Origin of the sequence: Kineosporia sp. R_H_3 (assembly GCF_002198675.1) — a bacterium.
Lineage (GTDB): Bacteria > Actinomycetota > Actinomycetes > Actinomycetales > Kineosporiaceae > R-H-3.
Genome location: NZ_MWLL01000181.1, coordinates 25,178 through 41,152, shown reverse-complemented (window position 1 = coordinate 41,152; position 15,975 = coordinate 25,178). Strand labels below are relative to the sequence as shown.

Here is a 15,975-nt window from a genome sequence, read left to right as displayed (position 1 = left end):
CGCCGCCCTGCGGACCGTGCACGCCGGGGACGCCGGCGTTCCAGGGGTTCGTGCTGACGGGTTCGGTCATACCTCGACGGTCGCAGCGGACCGGCCGCCGGATCGTCCCTCGCCGGTGGTGTTCCCGCCGGCGGGCGGTACCCCCTGGGTCGTACCCGCCGTCGGACCCGCGTCAGCCGCCGGGACGCACGAGCCCCGCGTCGTAGGCGACGATGACGGCCTGCACCCGGTCCCGGGCGTCGAGCTTGGCGAGGATCCGCCCGACGTGGGTCTTCACCGTGCCCTCGGCGACGAAGAGCCGGGTCGCGATCTCGGAGTTCGACCAGCCCCGCGCCATCGCGACGAGGACCTCCCGCTCGCGCTCGGTGAGGTGCTCGACCGACTGCAGCGCGACCGGGTCGCAGCCGTGCGGGGCGAGGTGCTCGAGGAGCCGGCGGGTCGTCGAGGGCGCGATGACGGCGTCCCCGGCGTGCACGGTCCGCAGGGCGGCGAGCATGTCCTCCGGCGGCGCGTCCTTGAGCAGGAAGCCGCTCGCCCCGGCCCGGATCGCGGCGAGCGCGTGCTCGTCGAGGTCGAACGTCGTGAGGACGACGACCCGCGGCGGGTCCGGCAGGGCGACGATCCGGCGGGTCGCCTCGATCCCGTCGAGGACGGGCATCCGCACGTCCATGACGACGAGGTCGGGGGCGAGCCGCTGCACCGCCTGCACGCCCGCGAGACCGTCCGCGGCCTCGCCGACGACCTCGAGGTCGGGCTGGCTGTCGATGACCATCCGGAACCCGGCACGGACGAGCGCCTGGTCGTCGACGAGGAGGATCCGGATCCGCCGGCCGCCCGCACCCTCGGCGTCCGCCCCCTGACCGACCGCACCCTGCTCGCTCACGCCCGCACCCCCGGCATCGCCGTCGGCGTGAACGCGAGCGGGAAGACCGCCCGGACGCCGAACCCGCCGCCGGGCATCGGCCCGGCCTGGACGCTGCCACCGTAGACCGCGGCGCGCTCTCGCATGCCGAGCAGGCCGTGGCCGGGCCCGTCGTCCGGCGCCACCGCGGCGGCCCCGCGACCGTCGTCGACGACGTCGACCGTGAGCGCGGACGGCGACCACCACAGGTGCACCCGCGCCGTCGCCTGCGGACCGGCGTGCTTGAGCACGTTCGTCAACCCCTCCTGGACGATCCGGTAGGCCGCCAGCCCCATCCCCTGCGGCAGCGCGGCCGGCTCGCCGCGCGACTCGAGCGTCACGGCCAGCCCCCCGGACCGTAGCCCGTCGACGAGGGCCGAGAGGTCCTCCAGGCCCGGCTGGGGTGCCGTGGCGGACGTGGCAGGGGCCTCGTCCCGCAGGACGCCGAGCAGCCGGCGCATCTCCGACAACGCGGTGCGACCGGTCTCGGCGATCGTCTCCAGGGCCTGCACGGCGCTGTCGGGGTTGCTCCGGGCGGCGTACCGGCCGCCGTCCGCCTGGGTGATCATCACCGCGAGCGAGTGCGCGACGACGTCGTGCAGGTCGCGGGCGATCCGGGCCCGTTCGGCCTGGGCGACGAGCCGCAGCTGCTGCTCGCGCTCGACCTCGACGAGCCGGGCCCGCTCCTGGACCGCCTCGGTCCGCGCCACCCGGGACCGGCGCAGGACGCCGAACCCCCAGACGACGAGCACGACCATGCCGAGGAAGCCGACGAGGAAGACCAGCGACACCAGGGCCGAGCCGAGGTTCTGCCCGGACCAGATCGACGAGCCGTAGCGCAGGACGGCGACGAGCGCACCGCCGAGGCCGACGAGCAGCGCGACCGGGCGGGCCCAGTCCGCCCCGTACGCCGACAGGGCGTAGATCGCGAGCAGGACGGCGACGTCCGCGACGAGCGGACCGACCCCGGGGCTGAGCACCTGGAGCGCCGCCGCGGCGAACACGACCCCGGCCGCCGGCTCCGGGTGGCTGCGCCGCCAGGCCAGCGGCGCGCACAGGGCCACGGTGAGCAGCAGGGCCCAGCCCGTCGCGCCGGTGTAGCCGGCCAGCGCGAGAAGGCTGAACCCGAGCACGACGACGGCCAGCACCGTGTCGCCCCGGGGCGGCCGGGGCAGCCGGCGGGCGGACCGGCCGGCCGCCGGACCGGCGGCGGGCTGGACCTCGGGGCGGGTGCTCTCCATTCCTGCCAGGGTAGGCAGCGTGGACGTCGACGGCAGTCACCCGCAGTCGGACCCGCGCCGGGTCGGCGTACGCCCGCAGGACTACGCCCCCTGGGTGACCGCCTGGGCGGACGCCCTCTACGGGCCCGCCGGGTTCTACCGGCGCCCCGAGGGTCCGGCCGGGCACTTCCGGACGGCGTCCCACGCCGCGCCGGGGCCGCTCGCCCGCGCGCTCGCCCGGCTGGCCCGGCAGACGGGCTGCTCCCGGGTCGTCGACGTCGGGGCCGGCCGCGGCGAGCTGCTCGTCGCGCTGGCCGCGCTCGAGGACGCCGCGGACGGTCCGGTGCCGCTGGGCCTGCACGGCTGCGACGTCGTCCCCCGGCCCGCGACGCTGCCCGACCGGGTGGGCTGGTCGGCCGGCCTGCAGGCCCTCCTCGCCGACCTCCCGCTCCTCGACGACGCGCTCGTCGTCGGCTGGGAGCTCCTCGACGTCGTCCCGTGCCCGGTCGTGGAGGTCGACGGCACCGGCGCCGTCCGCGAGGTGCTCGTCGACCCGGCGACCGGGCGCGAGCGCCTCGGCGACCCGCCCGGGCCGGACGACGCGGCCTGGCTCGCCCGCTGGTGGCCGCTCGACGGCCGCCCGACGGGGACCCGCGCCGAGGTGGGCCGCCCCCGGGACGCCCTGTGGTCGGCGCTCGCGGCCCGCTGCGCCGCGACGCCGCACGGCGCGGTGCTGCTCGCGGTCGACTACGCCCACACGGCGGCGACCCGGCCACCGGCGGGCAGCCTCGCCGGCTACCGGGGCGGGCTCCTCGTCGACCCGGTGCCCGACGGCTCGTGCGACGTCACCGCGCACGTCGCGCTCGACGCCGTCGCGGCGGCGGCCGGGGCCGCCGGTGCGTCCGCGGGCGTCGTCGTCCGTCAGCGCGGCGCGCTGCGCTCCCTGGGCCTGTCGGCCGGGCCGGGCGCGCACCCGGGGTCGCACGACCCGTCCGGCGCGCCGCTGCCGGCGGCCACGATCCTGCGGGCGCTCGCGGAGCGCTCCGCGGTCGCGGAGCTGCTCGACCCCGACGGGCTCGGCGGGTTCAGCTGGCTGCTGTCGGCGGCGGGCCGTCCGCAGCCGGTGCTGCCGGAGCCGCCGGGCCCCCCGGGTCCGCCGGATCCGCGCGCTCCGGGCCCGGTGTGAGGTCGTCGCCCGGGCCGGCCATCCACCGCTCCGGCCCGGCGGCGAGCCGGGCGGCGCGGGCCCGGACCGACTGCTCGGCGAGCAGCGCGGCGGCCTGCGCCGACGACAGGTGCGGCACGACCGGCGCGACGGGCCCCGGCGTCGAGTGCACCGCGAAGGTCGCCAGGCCCAGCCGGCGCTGCACCGGCCCCTGCCGGACGCCGAGGCTCTGGGTGCGCGCGTGCGGGACGACGTCCACCTCGCGGTGCAGCCAGCCGCGGCGCACGAGCAGCACCTCGTCGGTGACCCGGTAGCCGGTCCGGCGCCAGGCGAACGGGTCGAGCCAGCGCGCCTCCCGGGGCGCGGTGACGAACCCGCCGTCCGGCCCGGCGCCGTCCATCGCGGTGCCGACGAGCCACCGCGGGTCCTCCCCCGGCGCGACGCCGAGGTCGGGCACGACCATGGAGAGCACGAGGAGCGCCTCGTTGCGGTCCGCGACGGGCAGCAGCGTCGTCTCGCCCTCGCCCTGCTGCTCGCCGCCCGCGCCGTAGCCGGCGACGTTGACGCGCACGTTCCACCACCCGGGGCGCCGCCACAGCAGCGGCTGCCGCAGGCGCACCGCCTGCACCCGGCCCGGCGGCACCGTCTGGCTGCGCTGCTCGAGCAGGCCGTGCCGGAGCCGGACGCCGTCCGGCGAGGACGCCACCCGGAAGCCGAAGCCGTTCGTGAAGCGGCTCCAGAGGATGCCGCCGACGGCGAGCGCCATCGGGAACACGCCGGCGAACGCCGAGCCGAAGGGGGCGCCGAAGGCCGCGGCGACCCCGGCCCCGACGACGAGACCGAGCCCGCCGACGACGGCGGTGACGAACGCGCCGGAGAGGACCACGGAGCCGAGCAGCCGCTGCACGGGCAGCTCGAAGACGGCGTGCTCGGGAGCCTCCGGCGCCTCGGTCGTCGAGTAGGTGACGCCGGCGGCGCGGGCGAGCAGGTGCGCCCGCAGGCCGATCGCCTGGTCGTGCGTCAGGTAGGCGAGCTCGATCTTGGAGTCCCCGGAGCCGGCGACCTCGACGTTGAGCCGGGCCAGCCCGAAGATGCGTGCGACGAGCGGCTGGACGACGTCCACCGCCTGCAGCCGGTCGATCCGGGCGGCCCGCTGCCGCCGCGAGAGCACGCCCTGGTGCAGCTCCAGCGCCTCGTCGGTGAGCCGGTACCGGGTCATCCGCCAGGACAGCCAGGCGAACCCGACGGCGAGCAGGACGACGAGCGCGACGAGGGCCGTTCCGCCGGCGAGGACGCCGCCGCCGAGGTCGCGGATGTCGAAGGGGGCCTCACCGGGCCCGCCACCGCCGTCGCTGCTGCTGCCGCCGCTGCCGCCGACCGCCTCGCGGCCGAACTCCTGGGCGATCACGACGAGGACGACGACGAGCGCCGACCACGACTTCACCGCGGGGGTCAGCGGGTGCACCCGGTGCCAGGCGCCGTCCGCCGCCGCGGGGCGGCCCGAGGGCGGACCGGACGCGGGACGCTCCGTCACCGGCTGCTCGGCCACTCAGAGCCCTGCCAGCCGGGACTGCCCGCGGGAGGAGAGCCGGTCACGCAGCCGCGCGGCCTCCTCGGGCGGCAGCCCGGGGATGGCGGCGTCGCTCGCCGCGGACGCGGTGTGCAGCTGGACGCGGGCGATCCGGAAGAGCCGGTCGACGGGGCCGGCGTGGACGTCGACGAACTGCATCCGGCCGTACGGCACGACGACGATGCGGCGGAACATGATGCCGCTGCGGACGAGCAGGTCGTCCTCCTGCTCGGCGTACGCCCAGGCCGCGGCCTGGCGGCCGGCGAGCCACCACGTCCAGACCGTCGCCGCGAGGAAGAACCCGGCGGGCAGCCAGAACTGCGACCAGGGCACGACGAGAGCGGCGACGGCGCAGCCGAGGCCGAGGACCGCCAGGGGCACGCAGCCGCTCACCCGGCGGGCGGACGCCAGGCGCGGGGAGACCGCGGACCAGCGCACGCCGTCCGGCTCGAAGGGCTCGGCCGCCCGCGGGCTTGCCGGGTGCTCAGACATGGCGCCAGCCTCTCACGCAGCGGGGTCGTCGCCGGATGGACGGTGACCCGCGGGACACCGGTTCCCGTCGGCTGGCAGACTCGGCGCGTGGACACAGCCGCCGAGCGTCGCGAGCTCACCGTCGGGGTGGGTGCCGGCGGCCTCGCCACGGCCGACATGGTGCTCAACATCGGGCCGCAGCACCCGGCCACGCACGGCGTCCTGCGGCTGCGGATCCGGGTGGACGGCGAGCAGATCGTCTCCGCCGAGCCGATCGTCGGGTACATGCACCGCGGTGCCGAGAAGCTCTTCGAGGTCCGCGACTACCGGCAGATCGTCGTCCTCGCGAACCGGCACGACTGGCTGTCGGCGTTCGCCAACGAGCTCGGCGTCGTGCTCGCCGCCGAGGAGATGCTCGGCATGGAGGTGCCGGAGCGGGCGGTCTGGGCCCGGACCCTGCTCGCCGAGCTGAACCGGGTGCTCAACCACCTGATGTTCCTCGGCTCGTACCCGCTCGAGCTCGGCGCGATCACACCGGTCTTCTACGCCTTCCGCGAGCGGGAGGAGCTCCAGGCCGTCATGGAGGAGATCTCCGGCGGCCGGATGCACTACATGTTCAACCGGGTCGGCGGTCTCAAGGAGGACCTGCCCGCGGGCTGGCTCGCCCGCGTCGACTCCGCCGTGGAGGCCGTCCGGCGCCGGCTGCCCGAGCTCGAGGCACTCGTCGTCGGCAACCCGATCGTCCGCGCCCGGACGGCCGGTGTCGGCGTCCTGTCCGCCGACCTCGCCGCCGCGTACGGGGTGAGCGGCCCGATCGCCCGCGCGAGCGGCCTCGACATCGACCTGCGCCGCGACGACCCGTACCTCGCCTACGGCCCGCTGTTCGGCCCGGGCGGGCCGGGGCGCGTCGTCGGGCGCACCGCCGGGGACTGCCTGGCCCGCCTCGAGGTGCTCCTGGAGCAGGTGCACGTCTCGCTCGACCTCGTCGAGGTCTGCGTGGACCATCTGCGGTCGCTGCCGCAGGGCCCGATCAACGTCCGGCTGCCCAAGGTGCTCCGGGTGCCCGAGGGGCACGTCTACCGCTGGACCGAGAACCCGTTGGGCGTCAACGGGTACTACCTCGTGTCGAACGGCGACAAGGTGCCGTGGCGGCTCAAGCTGCGCTCGGCGTCCTTCAACAACGTCCAGGTGCTCAGCGAGATCCTGCCGGGCTGCCTCGTCTCGGACATGGTCGCGATCCTCGGCTCGACGTTCTTCGTCGTCGGGGACGTCGACAAGTAGCCACGGACGCAGCACGCCGCAGCACCCGGAGGTGCTGCGGCGCAACGGTTCTGCGGGCCGGTCGTGCGGCCGGTGCCGCCGCCGGGTCAGGCGACGTGGTCGGCGGCCACCGGGGGCGCCGCGTGCCGGCCGCCCCGCCGGACGACGATGAGGCCGCTCGACTCGGGGTGCGCGAGCGTCGACAGGTCGACGACGCGGGCGTCCGCGAGACGCGCGGGCAGCCGGGTCTCCCGGGCCTGCGCCCCGACGAGCGTCAGCGCACCGCTCACCGGCTCCCGCTGGCCGGGCGGCATGCCGCTGCCGGACATCGGGCCGGACGAGACCGGGAGCGAGATGCCCACGGCCGGGCTGAGCGGTGCGGGCGGCAGGCCGTTGCCGGACCGGCGCGGAGCGAACCAGCCCGCGTCGTCCGCCTCGGGACCGGCCACCGGCAGGCCGTTGGCCGGTGTGAAGAGGTCGGCCGGCGTCGCCGGGACGACGGGCTGCCCGAAGACGGGGTCCGCGAGCCGGGCGGCGACCCGGCCGGCGACCTCGGCGTTGACCCGGGCGGCGTCCCTGAGGTGCTCCGAGACGGCGGCGGCAGCGACCCGGCGCGGCAGCACCGGCAGGTCGAGCCCCTCCGGCGCCCCGGCGGGCAGCGCCGGGACCGCCTCGATGACCTCGGTGTCGGCCTCGGCGGCCGGGACGACGACGCGCGCCGGCTCCGGGACGGCGACCGGTGCGACCGGGGCCACGGGCGCCATGGGCTCCACGACCGGCGCGGCGACCGGCTGTGCGGCCGGCTCCGCGACGAGGGCGGCCTGCGCCGCGGGCGTGAGCGTCTTCGCGACGACGGCGCCCTCCGCGGTGAGGACGAGCGGTGCGCCGGACATCGCCCGGGTCGCCGCCTCGGCGAGCGCGACGGCCTCGGCGAGGTGCCGGGTCGCCTGCTCGAGCCGGATCTCGAGGTCGTGCAGCTCGAGGCGGTTGCGGGCGCGTTCCTGACGCAGACGGCGGCGCAGCCGTCGCCCGGCGGAGCGCTGCGCGACCATGCCGACGGTGGCCGCGACGGCGCCCGATGCGGCGACCGCCGTGCTGTCCATCGCCAGGCCGAGGCCGGCGCATCCGATGCTGGTGGCCATCGCTGCGGGGGGAAGACAGGCGACGACAGCCGCGGCCGCCGTGGGGCCCCAGGCGCGCGTCACCTGCTCGGAGTGTTGACCGTTCACGAGGGCACACCCTAGGACCGTTCCGGGCGTTCACCCGGTAACCGAGCGTCAACATTCCGGCGTGTCCCACAAGTCACAGCAGTCACAGGCGCATCGCAGGCCTGGTCACGCTGGCCGGGCGTCCCCCGTTCGCCCGAGGCGGCCGCACCGGCCCGGCCACGCGCCGTGTCGGCCGACCCGCGACACGCGTCCCCGACACGCCTCACGATCACGCTCGGCGACCGGCCAGGCCGCAGCCGGGACGGCGGTCAGCAGTCGAACACCGACCAGCAGATGGCGTTGCGCCGCCGCTGGTCCTCCAGCACGAGCGAGCGCACCGCGGCCGGGAGCAGCTCCCGCTGCCACCGGCACTCCAGGCGCCCGGCGGCCTCCGCCTCCGCGGCCGGCACGGCGGCCCGGACGGCCTTGATCGCGTAGGCGGCCGCCCCGAGGTCGTGCTCGGCGACGTGGGCGACGACGGCCGCCTGGCCGGCGGCGTACGCGGCGTGCCGGGGAGCGCCGCGCAGGTCGCGCGCGGCGGCCATCGCGTGCCCGCCCGCGGCGCGCGACCGCGACATCATCACCTCGCCGCGGGTCCACGCCCGGACCACCTCGATCGCCTGCCGCGGCCGCGGGTCCTGCGGCCGGGCGGCCTCGAACAGCCCGAGGACGTGCTCCGCGCACGCCGCCGCCCACAGCGCGAGCAGGTGGTGGTCTTCGTCCGTCAGCGTGCCGCCGCGCCGGACCGTCACGAGCCTGGGGTCGCGCTCCTTCGGCAGGATCACGACGCCAGTCTGCTCCCCGACCTGCTACCCGAGCAGGCCCTTGCTCTGCAGGTAGGCCCTCGCGACGTCCTCGGGCTTCTTGCGCTGCGCGTCGACCTCGGCGTTGAGCCGCGCGAGGTCCTGCGTCGTCAGCGCCTTCGACAGCGGGTCGAGCACGGCGGCGACGCCGCCCCCGCCGGCCGAGGCGGTGTTGACGACCGGCACGAGGTTGTCCGCGAGCTGCAGGCCCTTGTCGTCCTCGAGCAGGACGAGCTTCTGGGCGCCGAGCGTGCCGTCCGTCGTCCCGACGAGGACGAGGTCGGCCTTGCCCGTGAGCACCGCCTGCTTGGCCTGCGGGCTGCCGAAGCCGAGCGGGAGCACCTCGGAGACGTCCAGCCCGTAGGTCTTCTCGAGCCCGGGTGCGCAGAACGGCCGGTCGGCGCACTCGACGACGGCCGCCAGGCGCACCGGCTTCTTCAGCGCGGCGAGCTGGGACAGCGTCGTCACCCTGTTCGCCGTGGAGAACTCCTGCGTCACGGCGAAGCCGTTCTGGTCGGCGGCCGGGGACGGCTCGAGCACCGTGAACCCCTGCTTCGCGGCGAGCGGCGCCATCGCCGCGACGGTCGCCGCGGCGTCGTTCGTCGCGATCGTCGCGGCGTCCGGGCCGTTCTCGGCCCGGTTGAGGTACTCGGCCATCGTCGCCGCGTACTCCGGGACGACGTCGATCTCGCCGCTCGCGAGGCTCTTGGCGTAGATCTCCCGGTTGTCGGCGGTCTTGTAGTCGACGGTGTAGCCGGCATCCGTGAGCAGCTGGCCGTACATCTGCTCCATGACGAGCATCTCGGTGAAGTTCGCCCCGCCGACGGTGAGGGTCTTCTCGTCACCGCCCGAGCCGGTCGCCGACGGCGTTCCCGCCGACGGCGCCGGGGCGGACGACCCGCTGCCGAAGGCGTTGGACGAGCCGCCGCACGCGGCGAGGCCGACGGCGGTCAGCAGGACCAGGGGCAGGATCGACAGACGGGCCTTCGACGAGGTCTTCGCCGGGGTCTTCGTCCGGGTACTCGTCGAGGTCTTCATCGGGGCAGGACGCATGGATCCATGCGATATCAGGACGAACCGCTCCGCACGTCCAGGTGGGCGTCGGCGGCGACGCGCTGCCGGCCGCGCGCCCGGCGCAGCGGGTCCACCCGGCGCTGGAGCAGCTCCATCCCGCCCTCGACGGCGAGCGCGAGGGCGAGCACGAGGAACGCCCCGGCGAGCAGCTGCGCCTGGTCCTGCCGGCCGAAGCCCTCGACGATGATGCGGCCGAGGCCGCCGCCGGCGACCAGCGCCGCGATCGTCGCCGTCGCGACCACCTGGACGGCCGCGAGCCGCACCCCGTTCATGACGAGCGGAACGGCGAGCGGCAGCTCGACCCGGCGCAGCACCTGGGACGACGTCAGGCCCATCCCGCGGGCCGCGTCGACAGCTGCCGGGTCGACCTCGAGGACGCCGACGTAGGCGTTCGTCAGCAGCGGCGGCACCGCGAACAGGACGAGCGCGGTGAGCGTGGACGTCGTCCCGAGCCCGAACGGGGACGGCGCCAGCGCGAGCAGCACGAGGACGGCGAACGTCGGGACGGCCCGGGCGAGGTTGCCCGTCGCGACCGCGAAGGCGCCGCCGCGCCGGACGTGCCCGAGCCACAGGCCCAGCGGAAGGGCGACGAGGCAGCCGATGCCGACGGCCGCCGCCGACAGCCCGACGTGCTCGAGCAGACGCTGCGGGACGCCGTCCGCACCCTGCCAGTGCGCACCGTCGGCGAGCCAGGCGAGGGCGCCGGTGAGCCACCCCACTCAGGCCACCCCCCGCCGCCACGGCACGAGCAGCCGGCCGGCCACGAGGAGGACGGCGTCGAGCACGAGCGCGAGCGCGACGCACAGCACGGACGCCGTGAGCACCTCGGCCCGGAAGTCGGTCCGCAGCCCGTCGTAGACGAGGTCGCCGAGGCCGCCGTTGCCGACGATCGTGCCGACCGTCGTCAGGGCGACCGTCGAGACCGTCGCGACCCGCAGCCCGGAGACGACGACCGGCAGCGCGAGCGGCAGCTCGACCCGCCACAGCAGCGCGGACGGCGCGAACCCCATGCCGCGCGCGGCGTCCCGGACCTCCTCGGGCACGCCCTCGAGCCCGGTGAGCACCGTCCGCACGAGGACGGTCAGCGAGTACAGGACGAGCCCGACGACGACCGTCGTGCGGGACAGCCCGGTGAACGGCAGCAGCAGGGAGAACAGGGCGAGCGACGGCACGGTGTAGAGCGCCGTCGACGCCCCGAGGACGACGGGCCGCAGGGCGCGCACCCGGCGGGCCAGCAGGGCCAGCGGCAGCGCGACGAGCGCGCCGACGACGACCGACACGACCGTGATCTGCAGGTGCGCGACGACCGCGTCGACGAGCTCCGAGCGTCTGGACGTCAGGTACTCCGGGCACACCCAGGCGTTCTCGAGCAGGCAGCTCGCGGCGCGCGGGACGGCGGCGGAGGGGATCACCCGTCCGACGCTAGGCCCGACCCCGCGCGGGCACCCGGCGAGGCGTCGCGCCGCCCGCGGTCGCGCCGTCCTGGGTTGCGCCCGCCCGGTGGCAGGCGATGGTGGGGACCATGGTCGACCCGGACGTCATGATCGCCCTCGACGGCGTCGGCAAGCGCTACCCCGACGGCACGGTCGCCGTCGGGGACCTGTCCCTCGACGTGCACCGCGGCGAGGTCGTCGCGCTCGTCGGGCCGTCGGGCTGCGGCAAGTCGACGACGCTGCGGATGGTGAACCGGCTCGTCGAGCCGACGAGCGGGCGGATCCTCCTCGACGGCGAGGACGTCACCGCGACCGACCCGGTGCGGCTGCGCCGCCGGATCGGCTACGTCATCCAGCGCGTCGGCCTGTTCCCGCACCGGACGGTCGGCGAGAACGTCGCGACCGTCCCGGAGCTCCTCGGCTGGGACCGGACCCTCGTGCGGCAGCGGGTCGGCGAGCTCCTCGACCTCGTCGGCCTGCCCGCCGCCACCTACGCCGACCGCTACCCGCACGAGCTCTCCGGCGGCCAGCAGCAACGGGTCGGCGTGGCCCGTGCGCTCGCCGCCGACCCGCCCGTGCTCCTGCTCGACGAGCCGTTCGGCGCCGTCGACCCGGTGCAGCGCGAGCGGCTCCAGGACGAGTTCACGACGATCCGGACCAGGCTCGGCACGACGGCCCTGTTCGTGACCCACGACCTCGACGAGGCCGTCCGGGTCGCCGACCGGGTCGCCGTCCTCGGGCCGGGCGGCCGGCTGGACCAGCTCGCCGACCCGGCGACGCTGCTCGCGGCGCCGGCGAACGACGCGGTCGCCGCGTTCGTCGGGGCGGACGCCGGGGTCCGCCGGATGGCCGTGACGCCGCTGCTCGCCGAGGACCTCGAGCCGGCCGGCCCGCTCGCCGGCGGACCGGCGGCCGGCGTCCCGCCGCTGCGGCTCGGCGCGAGCGTGCGGGACGCCTTCACCGCCCTCGCGGCGCGTGACGACGCCCGGCTGCCCGTCGTCGACGAGACGGGCGCCGTCGTCGGCGTGGTGACCCCCGGTGCGCTGCACGCGGCCCTGCGCCGCGGCGCCGGCGGGTCGGCGAGGCCGGTCCCGGCCGGAGGCTGAGCGCCCGCCACGGCGTCTGCCGGACGGCGTGACAACCTCTCGGGCCCAGGGCGCGTCCCGCAGGTATCGACACCGAGAACGCCCCGGCCCCCGGACGCCGCCGTGCACGTGCGCGCCCGCGGCCGGGCACGGCCGCGGGCCCCGTCGCCGCGGTGCCGGTCGTCGCGGGGCTGCTCGCCGCGACCGTCGTCGGCGGCTCGCTGTGGACGGCGCTGCGCACCGAGGCCGACCTCGAGGTCCGCGGCTGCGCGGCGCTCGCGGACGCAGGGCTCGCCGCGGGCACCACGGTCACCTGGTCCGGCCGGGACGCCACCCTCGTCGCGGTCGACGACCTCGGGCGGATGACCGAGGCCGCCGCCGCGCTCGCCGGGGTCGACGGCACCCGGGTCGTGCGCGTCGCGGACCCGGCGGACGCCGCAGACGCCGCCCCCTGCGCACCCGCCGCGGCCGCCGCCGGCGCGGCACCTGGCGGCACGACCGGCGGCACCGACGCCCCCGCCGCCGCACAGACGGTCACGGTGCGGTTCGCGACGAACTCCGCCTCGCTCGACCGGGCCGCCCGGGCGCGGCTCGACGTCCTCGTCCTGTGGCTGCGGACCCACCCCGCGACGGCGCTGAAGATCGGCGGGCACGCCGACAACACCGGCTTCGACACCCGCAACCAGCCGCTGTCGCTGCAGCGCGCCGTCGCCGTGTCGGAGTACCTGCGCAGCCGCCGCGCGAACGCCGGCCGGATCGACGCCACCGGCTTCTCGTCGCTGCGGCCGGCGGTGCCCAACATCTCCGCCGACAACCGGGCGAAGAACCGGCGCGTCGAGGTCGTCGTCGAAGGGAGCCCGCGCACGTGAACGCGTTGGACGGCCTGGTGTTCCTCGTGGGCCAGCTCGGGCTGCTGCTGCTCGCGGCGGCGCTGCTCGGCGCCGTCGTCGGCCGGTACCTGTGGGCCGCGCCGCGGATCCGCCGCCTCGACGCCGAGGTGTACCGGTTGCGGCGCAACGGGTCCGGCCCGCCCGAGGGGGACCCGCAGCAGCCGGTCTAGGCGTCGCGGGCGGTGCCGCCCTCGTCGTCGGGGGGCACCCGGCACCAACGCTGGACGACGAACCCGGCGACGGACACCCCGAGCGAGGCGATCGCCGCGAGCGCCGCGAGCACGAGCCGGGTCCGGCGGGCGCCGACGACGTCGGGCAGGATCACGAGGGCCTGGGCGGCGTACCAGCCGACGAGCAGCGCACCGCCGTACGCGGCCGCCTTGGCGAGGACGACGGTCCGGGCGGCGACGAGCGGGTCGAGCGCGTGGTCGCGGCGGCCGGAGACCCAGCGCCGCACCGGGGTGCCGAGGGCGAGCACGACGAGCGCGAGGGCCGCCGTCCCGGCCACCGCCGTCCACGGCAGCGGCACGTACGTCCCGCCGCTGCGCGTCCACAGCCGCAGACCGGCCCAGCCGAGCGCCGTGACGACGACGGCGGCGAGCACCGCGGGCCAGGGCCGGGCGGGCGTCATACCGGGACCTCGAGCACGAGGTCGGGCCGCGCCCGCACGCCCGCGACGTCCGCGGCGGGAAGCCCGGCGAGCAGGTCGGCGGCGCGGCGCGGGCCGGCCGGCGTCGGCAGCACCGCGTCGGGGTCGACGTCGAGCCACGGCACGAGGACGAACGCCCGCTCCGCGGCCCGCGGGTGCGGCAGCCCGAGCACCGGGGTCGTCACGACGAGGCCGTCGTAGTCGACGACGTCGACGTCGAGCGTCCGGGCGCCCCAGCGCACCGTCCGGACCCGGCCGTGGTCGTTCTCGACCTGCTGGCAGGCCGCGAGCAGCTCGAGCGCGGAGAGCCGGGTCTGCAGGAGCAGGACGGCGTTGAGGTAGTCGGGCTGCTCGGGGCCGACCGGGTCGGTCTCGAACACCGCGGAGGCGGCACGCACCCGGACGCCCTCGAACGCGTCGAGGCCGCCGACGGCCGAGCGGAGCGCGCCGAACCTGTCCCCGAGGTTCGCGCCGAGGGCGACGACCGCCGCGACCGGCCGGTCCGGGGTGTCGTCCGGCGAGGTCACCGTGGCGGGCCCTCCTGCATCCAGGACAGCTCCTGCTGCGGGTCGCGGCTCTCCAGGTCGGCCCGGCTGCGCCGCACGACGATCATGACGTCGGCGAACGACTCCGGGATCGGCGCCTGCGGCTTGTGCAGGACGACGTCCGCGACCGCGATCCGCGGGTCGGCCAGGCACATGAGCGCCAGTCTCGACGCGAGGGTCTCGATGAGGTTGAGCGGCGTCCCGCGGACGGCGTCCGCGAGGTCGACCGAGAGCGACCCGTAGTCGACGGTGTCGTCGAGGTCGTCGCTCGCGGCGGCCGCGCGGATGTCGAGGTGGAGGATGACGTCGACGGTGAAGGCCTGGCCGTCGCGGCGCTCGTGCTCGAACACGCCGTGGTGGCCGGTCGCCGTCAGCCCGACGATACGGATCTGGTCCAGGGGCCGCCCGTGGTCGTCGAGAACCGGTGGAAGCATCATCCCCACTCCTGTTGCGACACGGTGGCCCGTGATGTCACGCCGGCCCGCTCGGGCGGGCCCGGTCGGGCCCTCCGGGCGGCGTCGACCGCGGCGACCACCTTGACCGCGTCGACCGACGGGCGCACCTCGTGCACCCTGACCCCCCACGCCCCGGCCGCGGCGGCGAGCGTGCTCGTCGCGGCGGTGGCGGCGTCCCGCTCCTCGACCGGCGCGGGTGCGCCGTCCGGCCCGGCGACGAGCGCACCGAGGAACCGCTTGCGCGACGCCCCCACGAGCAGCGGCCGCCCGATGGCCGCCAGCGCGTCCAGGTGCGCGAGCAGGGTCCAGTTGTGGTGCAGCTTCTTGGCGAAGCCCAGGCCCGGGTCGAGGACCACCTGGCGCGGGTCGACACCGGCCGTGACGAGCGCGTCGAGCCGGGCGGTGAGCTCGGCGACGACGTCGTCCACGACGTCGTCGTAGTGCGTGAGCTGCTCCATCCGGTCGCTCTGGCCGCGCCAGTGCATCGCGACGAACGGCACCCGGGCGTCCGCGACGAGGCTCGCCATCGTCGGGTCGGCCAGGCCCCCGCTCACGTCGTTGACGATGTGGGCGCCCACGGCGAGCGCGGCGTCGGCGACCTCGGCCCGCATCGTGTCGATGCTGACGACCGCCCCCTCGGCCCGCAGCCCGCGGACGACGGGCAGCACGCGCCGCATCTCCTCCGCGAGCGGGATCCGGGGTGCCCCGGGGCGCGTCGACTCGCCGCCGACGTCGAGGACGTCGGCGCCGGCGCGCACGAGCGCGAGCCCGTGGGCCACGGCGTCCTCGGGCTCGAACCAGAGCCCGCCGTCGCTGAAGGAGTCCGGGGTGACGTTGACGACGCCCATGACGAGGCACCTGCCGAGATCGGCGAGGTGCTTCGGCAGCCCGAGGACGTCACTCACACGGCCACCCTAGGACCTGCCGCCCGCGGCACGGACCGACCGTGGCGTGACTTTTTCTACGCGGTCGCGCAGCGGCGTCGCGTGCTCACGAAGGGCTCCTGTCCACACCTTGTGCACATGTGACCCCCCTGTCGCACACAGCCTGTCCACCGCTGCGAGGCAGTTCTGCACACGTTTCCCACAGGTTCGTCCACAGGCCGTGGAGAATTGCGGAACCCGTTGACCCACAACGGGTTTCGGCCCCGAAGAAAGTTGTCGAGAAGGGCTTGCGGCCGCCCCCGGACAGGCGTAGAAATCTCCCACGCCACCGGGAACGGTGGTCGAACCCGGAGGATCTCCGG

At 76.5% G+C, this 15,975-nt stretch carries 18 protein-coding genes; 5 read left to right on the top strand and 13 right to left on the bottom strand.

The window, feature by feature from the left end:
* Window positions 1–172 precede the first annotated feature (172 nt).
* Window positions 173–883 carry a response regulator transcription factor gene (locus ECOMGDLI_RS20295; protein ID WP_233153557.1) on the bottom strand — a complete coding sequence of 237 codons (711 nt, stop codon included), beginning with the start codon at window positions 881–883 and terminating at the stop codon, window positions 173–175.
* Window positions 880–2,142: a sensor histidine kinase gene (locus ECOMGDLI_RS20290; protein ID WP_088318700.1), complete on the bottom strand. Its 1,263-nt coding sequence runs from the start codon at window positions 2,140–2,142 to the stop codon at window positions 880–882. Before ECOMGDLI_RS20290 ends, ECOMGDLI_RS20295 begins: the two co-directional genes overlap by 4 nt.
* 19 nt (window positions 2,143–2,161) lie before the next feature.
* Here ECOMGDLI_RS20290 and ECOMGDLI_RS20285 point away from each other — a divergent pair, with 19 nt between their 5' ends.
* A complete protein-coding gene (locus tag ECOMGDLI_RS20285; protein WP_198955038.1) occupies window positions 2,162–3,307 on the top strand; it encodes an SAM-dependent methyltransferase in 1,146 nt (381 codons plus the stop codon).
* Here ECOMGDLI_RS20285 and ECOMGDLI_RS20280 read toward each other — a convergent pair.
* Together ECOMGDLI_RS20280 and ECOMGDLI_RS20275 are read right to left on the bottom strand one after the other, a co-directional pair.
* Complete coding sequence (locus ECOMGDLI_RS20280; RefSeq protein WP_088318699.1) at window positions 3,207–4,820, bottom strand: PH domain-containing protein; 1,614 nt, start codon at window positions 4,818–4,820, stop codon at window positions 3,207–3,209. The genes ECOMGDLI_RS20285 and ECOMGDLI_RS20280 overlap by 101 nt on opposite strands.
* Before the next feature lie 15 nt (window positions 4,821–4,835).
* Window positions 4,836–5,348: a PH domain-containing protein gene (locus ECOMGDLI_RS20275; protein WP_088318698.1), complete on the bottom strand. Its 513-nt coding sequence runs from the start codon at window positions 5,346–5,348 to the stop codon at window positions 4,836–4,838.
* Window positions 5,349–5,504: 156 nt separating this feature from the next.
* Between ECOMGDLI_RS20275 and ECOMGDLI_RS20270 the strand changes: the two genes are divergently transcribed.
* Window positions 5,505–6,608, top strand: coding sequence for an NADH-quinone oxidoreductase subunit D (locus ECOMGDLI_RS20270; protein WP_088318706.1), 1,104 nt, complete (start codon window positions 5,505–5,507; stop codon window positions 6,606–6,608).
* An 86-nt stretch (window positions 6,609–6,694) separates the two neighbouring features.
* Here ECOMGDLI_RS20270 and ECOMGDLI_RS20265 read toward each other — a convergent pair whose 3' ends face one another.
* The 5 genes from ECOMGDLI_RS20265 to ECOMGDLI_RS20245 all read right to left on the bottom strand — a co-directional run bounded on the left by ECOMGDLI_RS20265 (window position 6,695) and on the right by ECOMGDLI_RS20245 (window position 11,084).
* Window positions 6,695–7,729 (bottom strand): hypothetical protein, encoded by a 1,035-nt coding sequence (locus ECOMGDLI_RS20265; RefSeq protein WP_088318697.1) that lies wholly within the window; start codon window positions 7,727–7,729, stop codon window positions 6,695–6,697.
* A gap of 335 nt (window positions 7,730–8,064) precedes the next feature.
* On the bottom strand, window positions 8,065–8,580 hold the full coding sequence (locus ECOMGDLI_RS20260; RefSeq protein ID WP_088318696.1) for a putative immunity protein: 516 nt from the start codon (window positions 8,578–8,580) through the stop codon (window positions 8,065–8,067).
* Between the two features lie 24 nt (window positions 8,581–8,604).
* The gene (locus ECOMGDLI_RS20255; protein WP_233153555.1) at window positions 8,605–9,651 is read right to left on the bottom strand and encodes an ABC transporter substrate-binding protein; all 1,047 of its coding nucleotides are present in this window, start codon (window positions 9,649–9,651) and stop codon (window positions 8,605–8,607) included.
* A gap of 14 nt (window positions 9,652–9,665) precedes the next feature.
* A complete protein-coding gene (locus ECOMGDLI_RS20250; RefSeq protein ID WP_088318694.1) occupies window positions 9,666–10,391 on the bottom strand; it encodes an ABC transporter permease in 726 nt (241 codons plus the stop codon).
* Entirely contained in the window at window positions 10,392–11,084 is a 693-nt protein-coding gene (locus tag ECOMGDLI_RS20245) for an ABC transporter permease (RefSeq protein WP_198955037.1), read from the bottom strand.
* A gap of 110 nt (window positions 11,085–11,194) precedes the next feature.
* Here ECOMGDLI_RS20245 and ECOMGDLI_RS20240 point away from each other — a divergent pair, with 110 nt between their 5' ends.
* From ECOMGDLI_RS20240 to ECOMGDLI_RS20230, 3 genes are all read left to right on the top strand, one after another.
* On the top strand, window positions 11,195–12,211 hold the full coding sequence (locus tag ECOMGDLI_RS20240; RefSeq protein ID WP_233153554.1) for an ABC transporter ATP-binding protein: 1,017 nt from the start codon (window positions 11,195–11,197) through the stop codon (window positions 12,209–12,211).
* Between the two features lie 152 nt (window positions 12,212–12,363).
* Window positions 12,364–13,059, top strand: a complete 696-nt coding sequence (locus tag ECOMGDLI_RS20235; protein WP_088318693.1) for an OmpA family protein — start codon at window positions 12,364–12,366, stop codon at window positions 13,057–13,059.
* Window positions 13,056–13,250, top strand: coding sequence for a hypothetical protein (locus ECOMGDLI_RS20230; RefSeq protein ID WP_088318692.1), 195 nt, complete (start codon window positions 13,056–13,058; stop codon window positions 13,248–13,250). Before ECOMGDLI_RS20235 ends, ECOMGDLI_RS20230 begins: the two co-directional genes overlap by 4 nt.
* Here the strand turns inward: ECOMGDLI_RS20230 and ECOMGDLI_RS20225 are convergent.
* Genes ECOMGDLI_RS20225 through folP form a run of 4 tightly spaced genes read right to left on the bottom strand, consistent with a single transcriptional unit; the run spans window position 13,247 to window position 15,577 of the window.
* On the bottom strand, window positions 13,247–13,711 hold the full coding sequence (locus ECOMGDLI_RS20225; protein WP_088318691.1) for a DUF3180 domain-containing protein: 465 nt from the start codon (window positions 13,709–13,711) through the stop codon (window positions 13,247–13,249). The two genes, ECOMGDLI_RS20230 and ECOMGDLI_RS20225, sit on opposite strands and share 4 nt — an antisense overlap.
* Window positions 13,708–14,256, bottom strand: a complete 549-nt coding sequence (gene folK / locus ECOMGDLI_RS20220; RefSeq protein ID WP_088318690.1) for a 2-amino-4-hydroxy-6-hydroxymethyldihydropteridine diphosphokinase — start codon at window positions 14,254–14,256, stop codon at window positions 13,708–13,710. The genes ECOMGDLI_RS20225 and folK overlap by 4 nt, the downstream gene beginning before the upstream one ends.
* The gene (gene folB / locus ECOMGDLI_RS20215; RefSeq protein ID WP_233150181.1) at window positions 14,253–14,711 is read right to left on the bottom strand and encodes a dihydroneopterin aldolase; all 459 of its coding nucleotides are present in this window, start codon (window positions 14,709–14,711) and stop codon (window positions 14,253–14,255) included. Before folB ends, folK begins: the two co-directional genes overlap by 4 nt.
* A complete protein-coding gene (gene folP, locus ECOMGDLI_RS20210) occupies window positions 14,708–15,577 on the bottom strand; it encodes a dihydropteroate synthase (protein WP_088318703.1) in 870 nt (289 codons plus the stop codon). Before folP ends, folB begins: the two co-directional genes overlap by 4 nt.
* Between the last annotated feature and the right edge of the window lie 398 nt (window positions 15,578–15,975).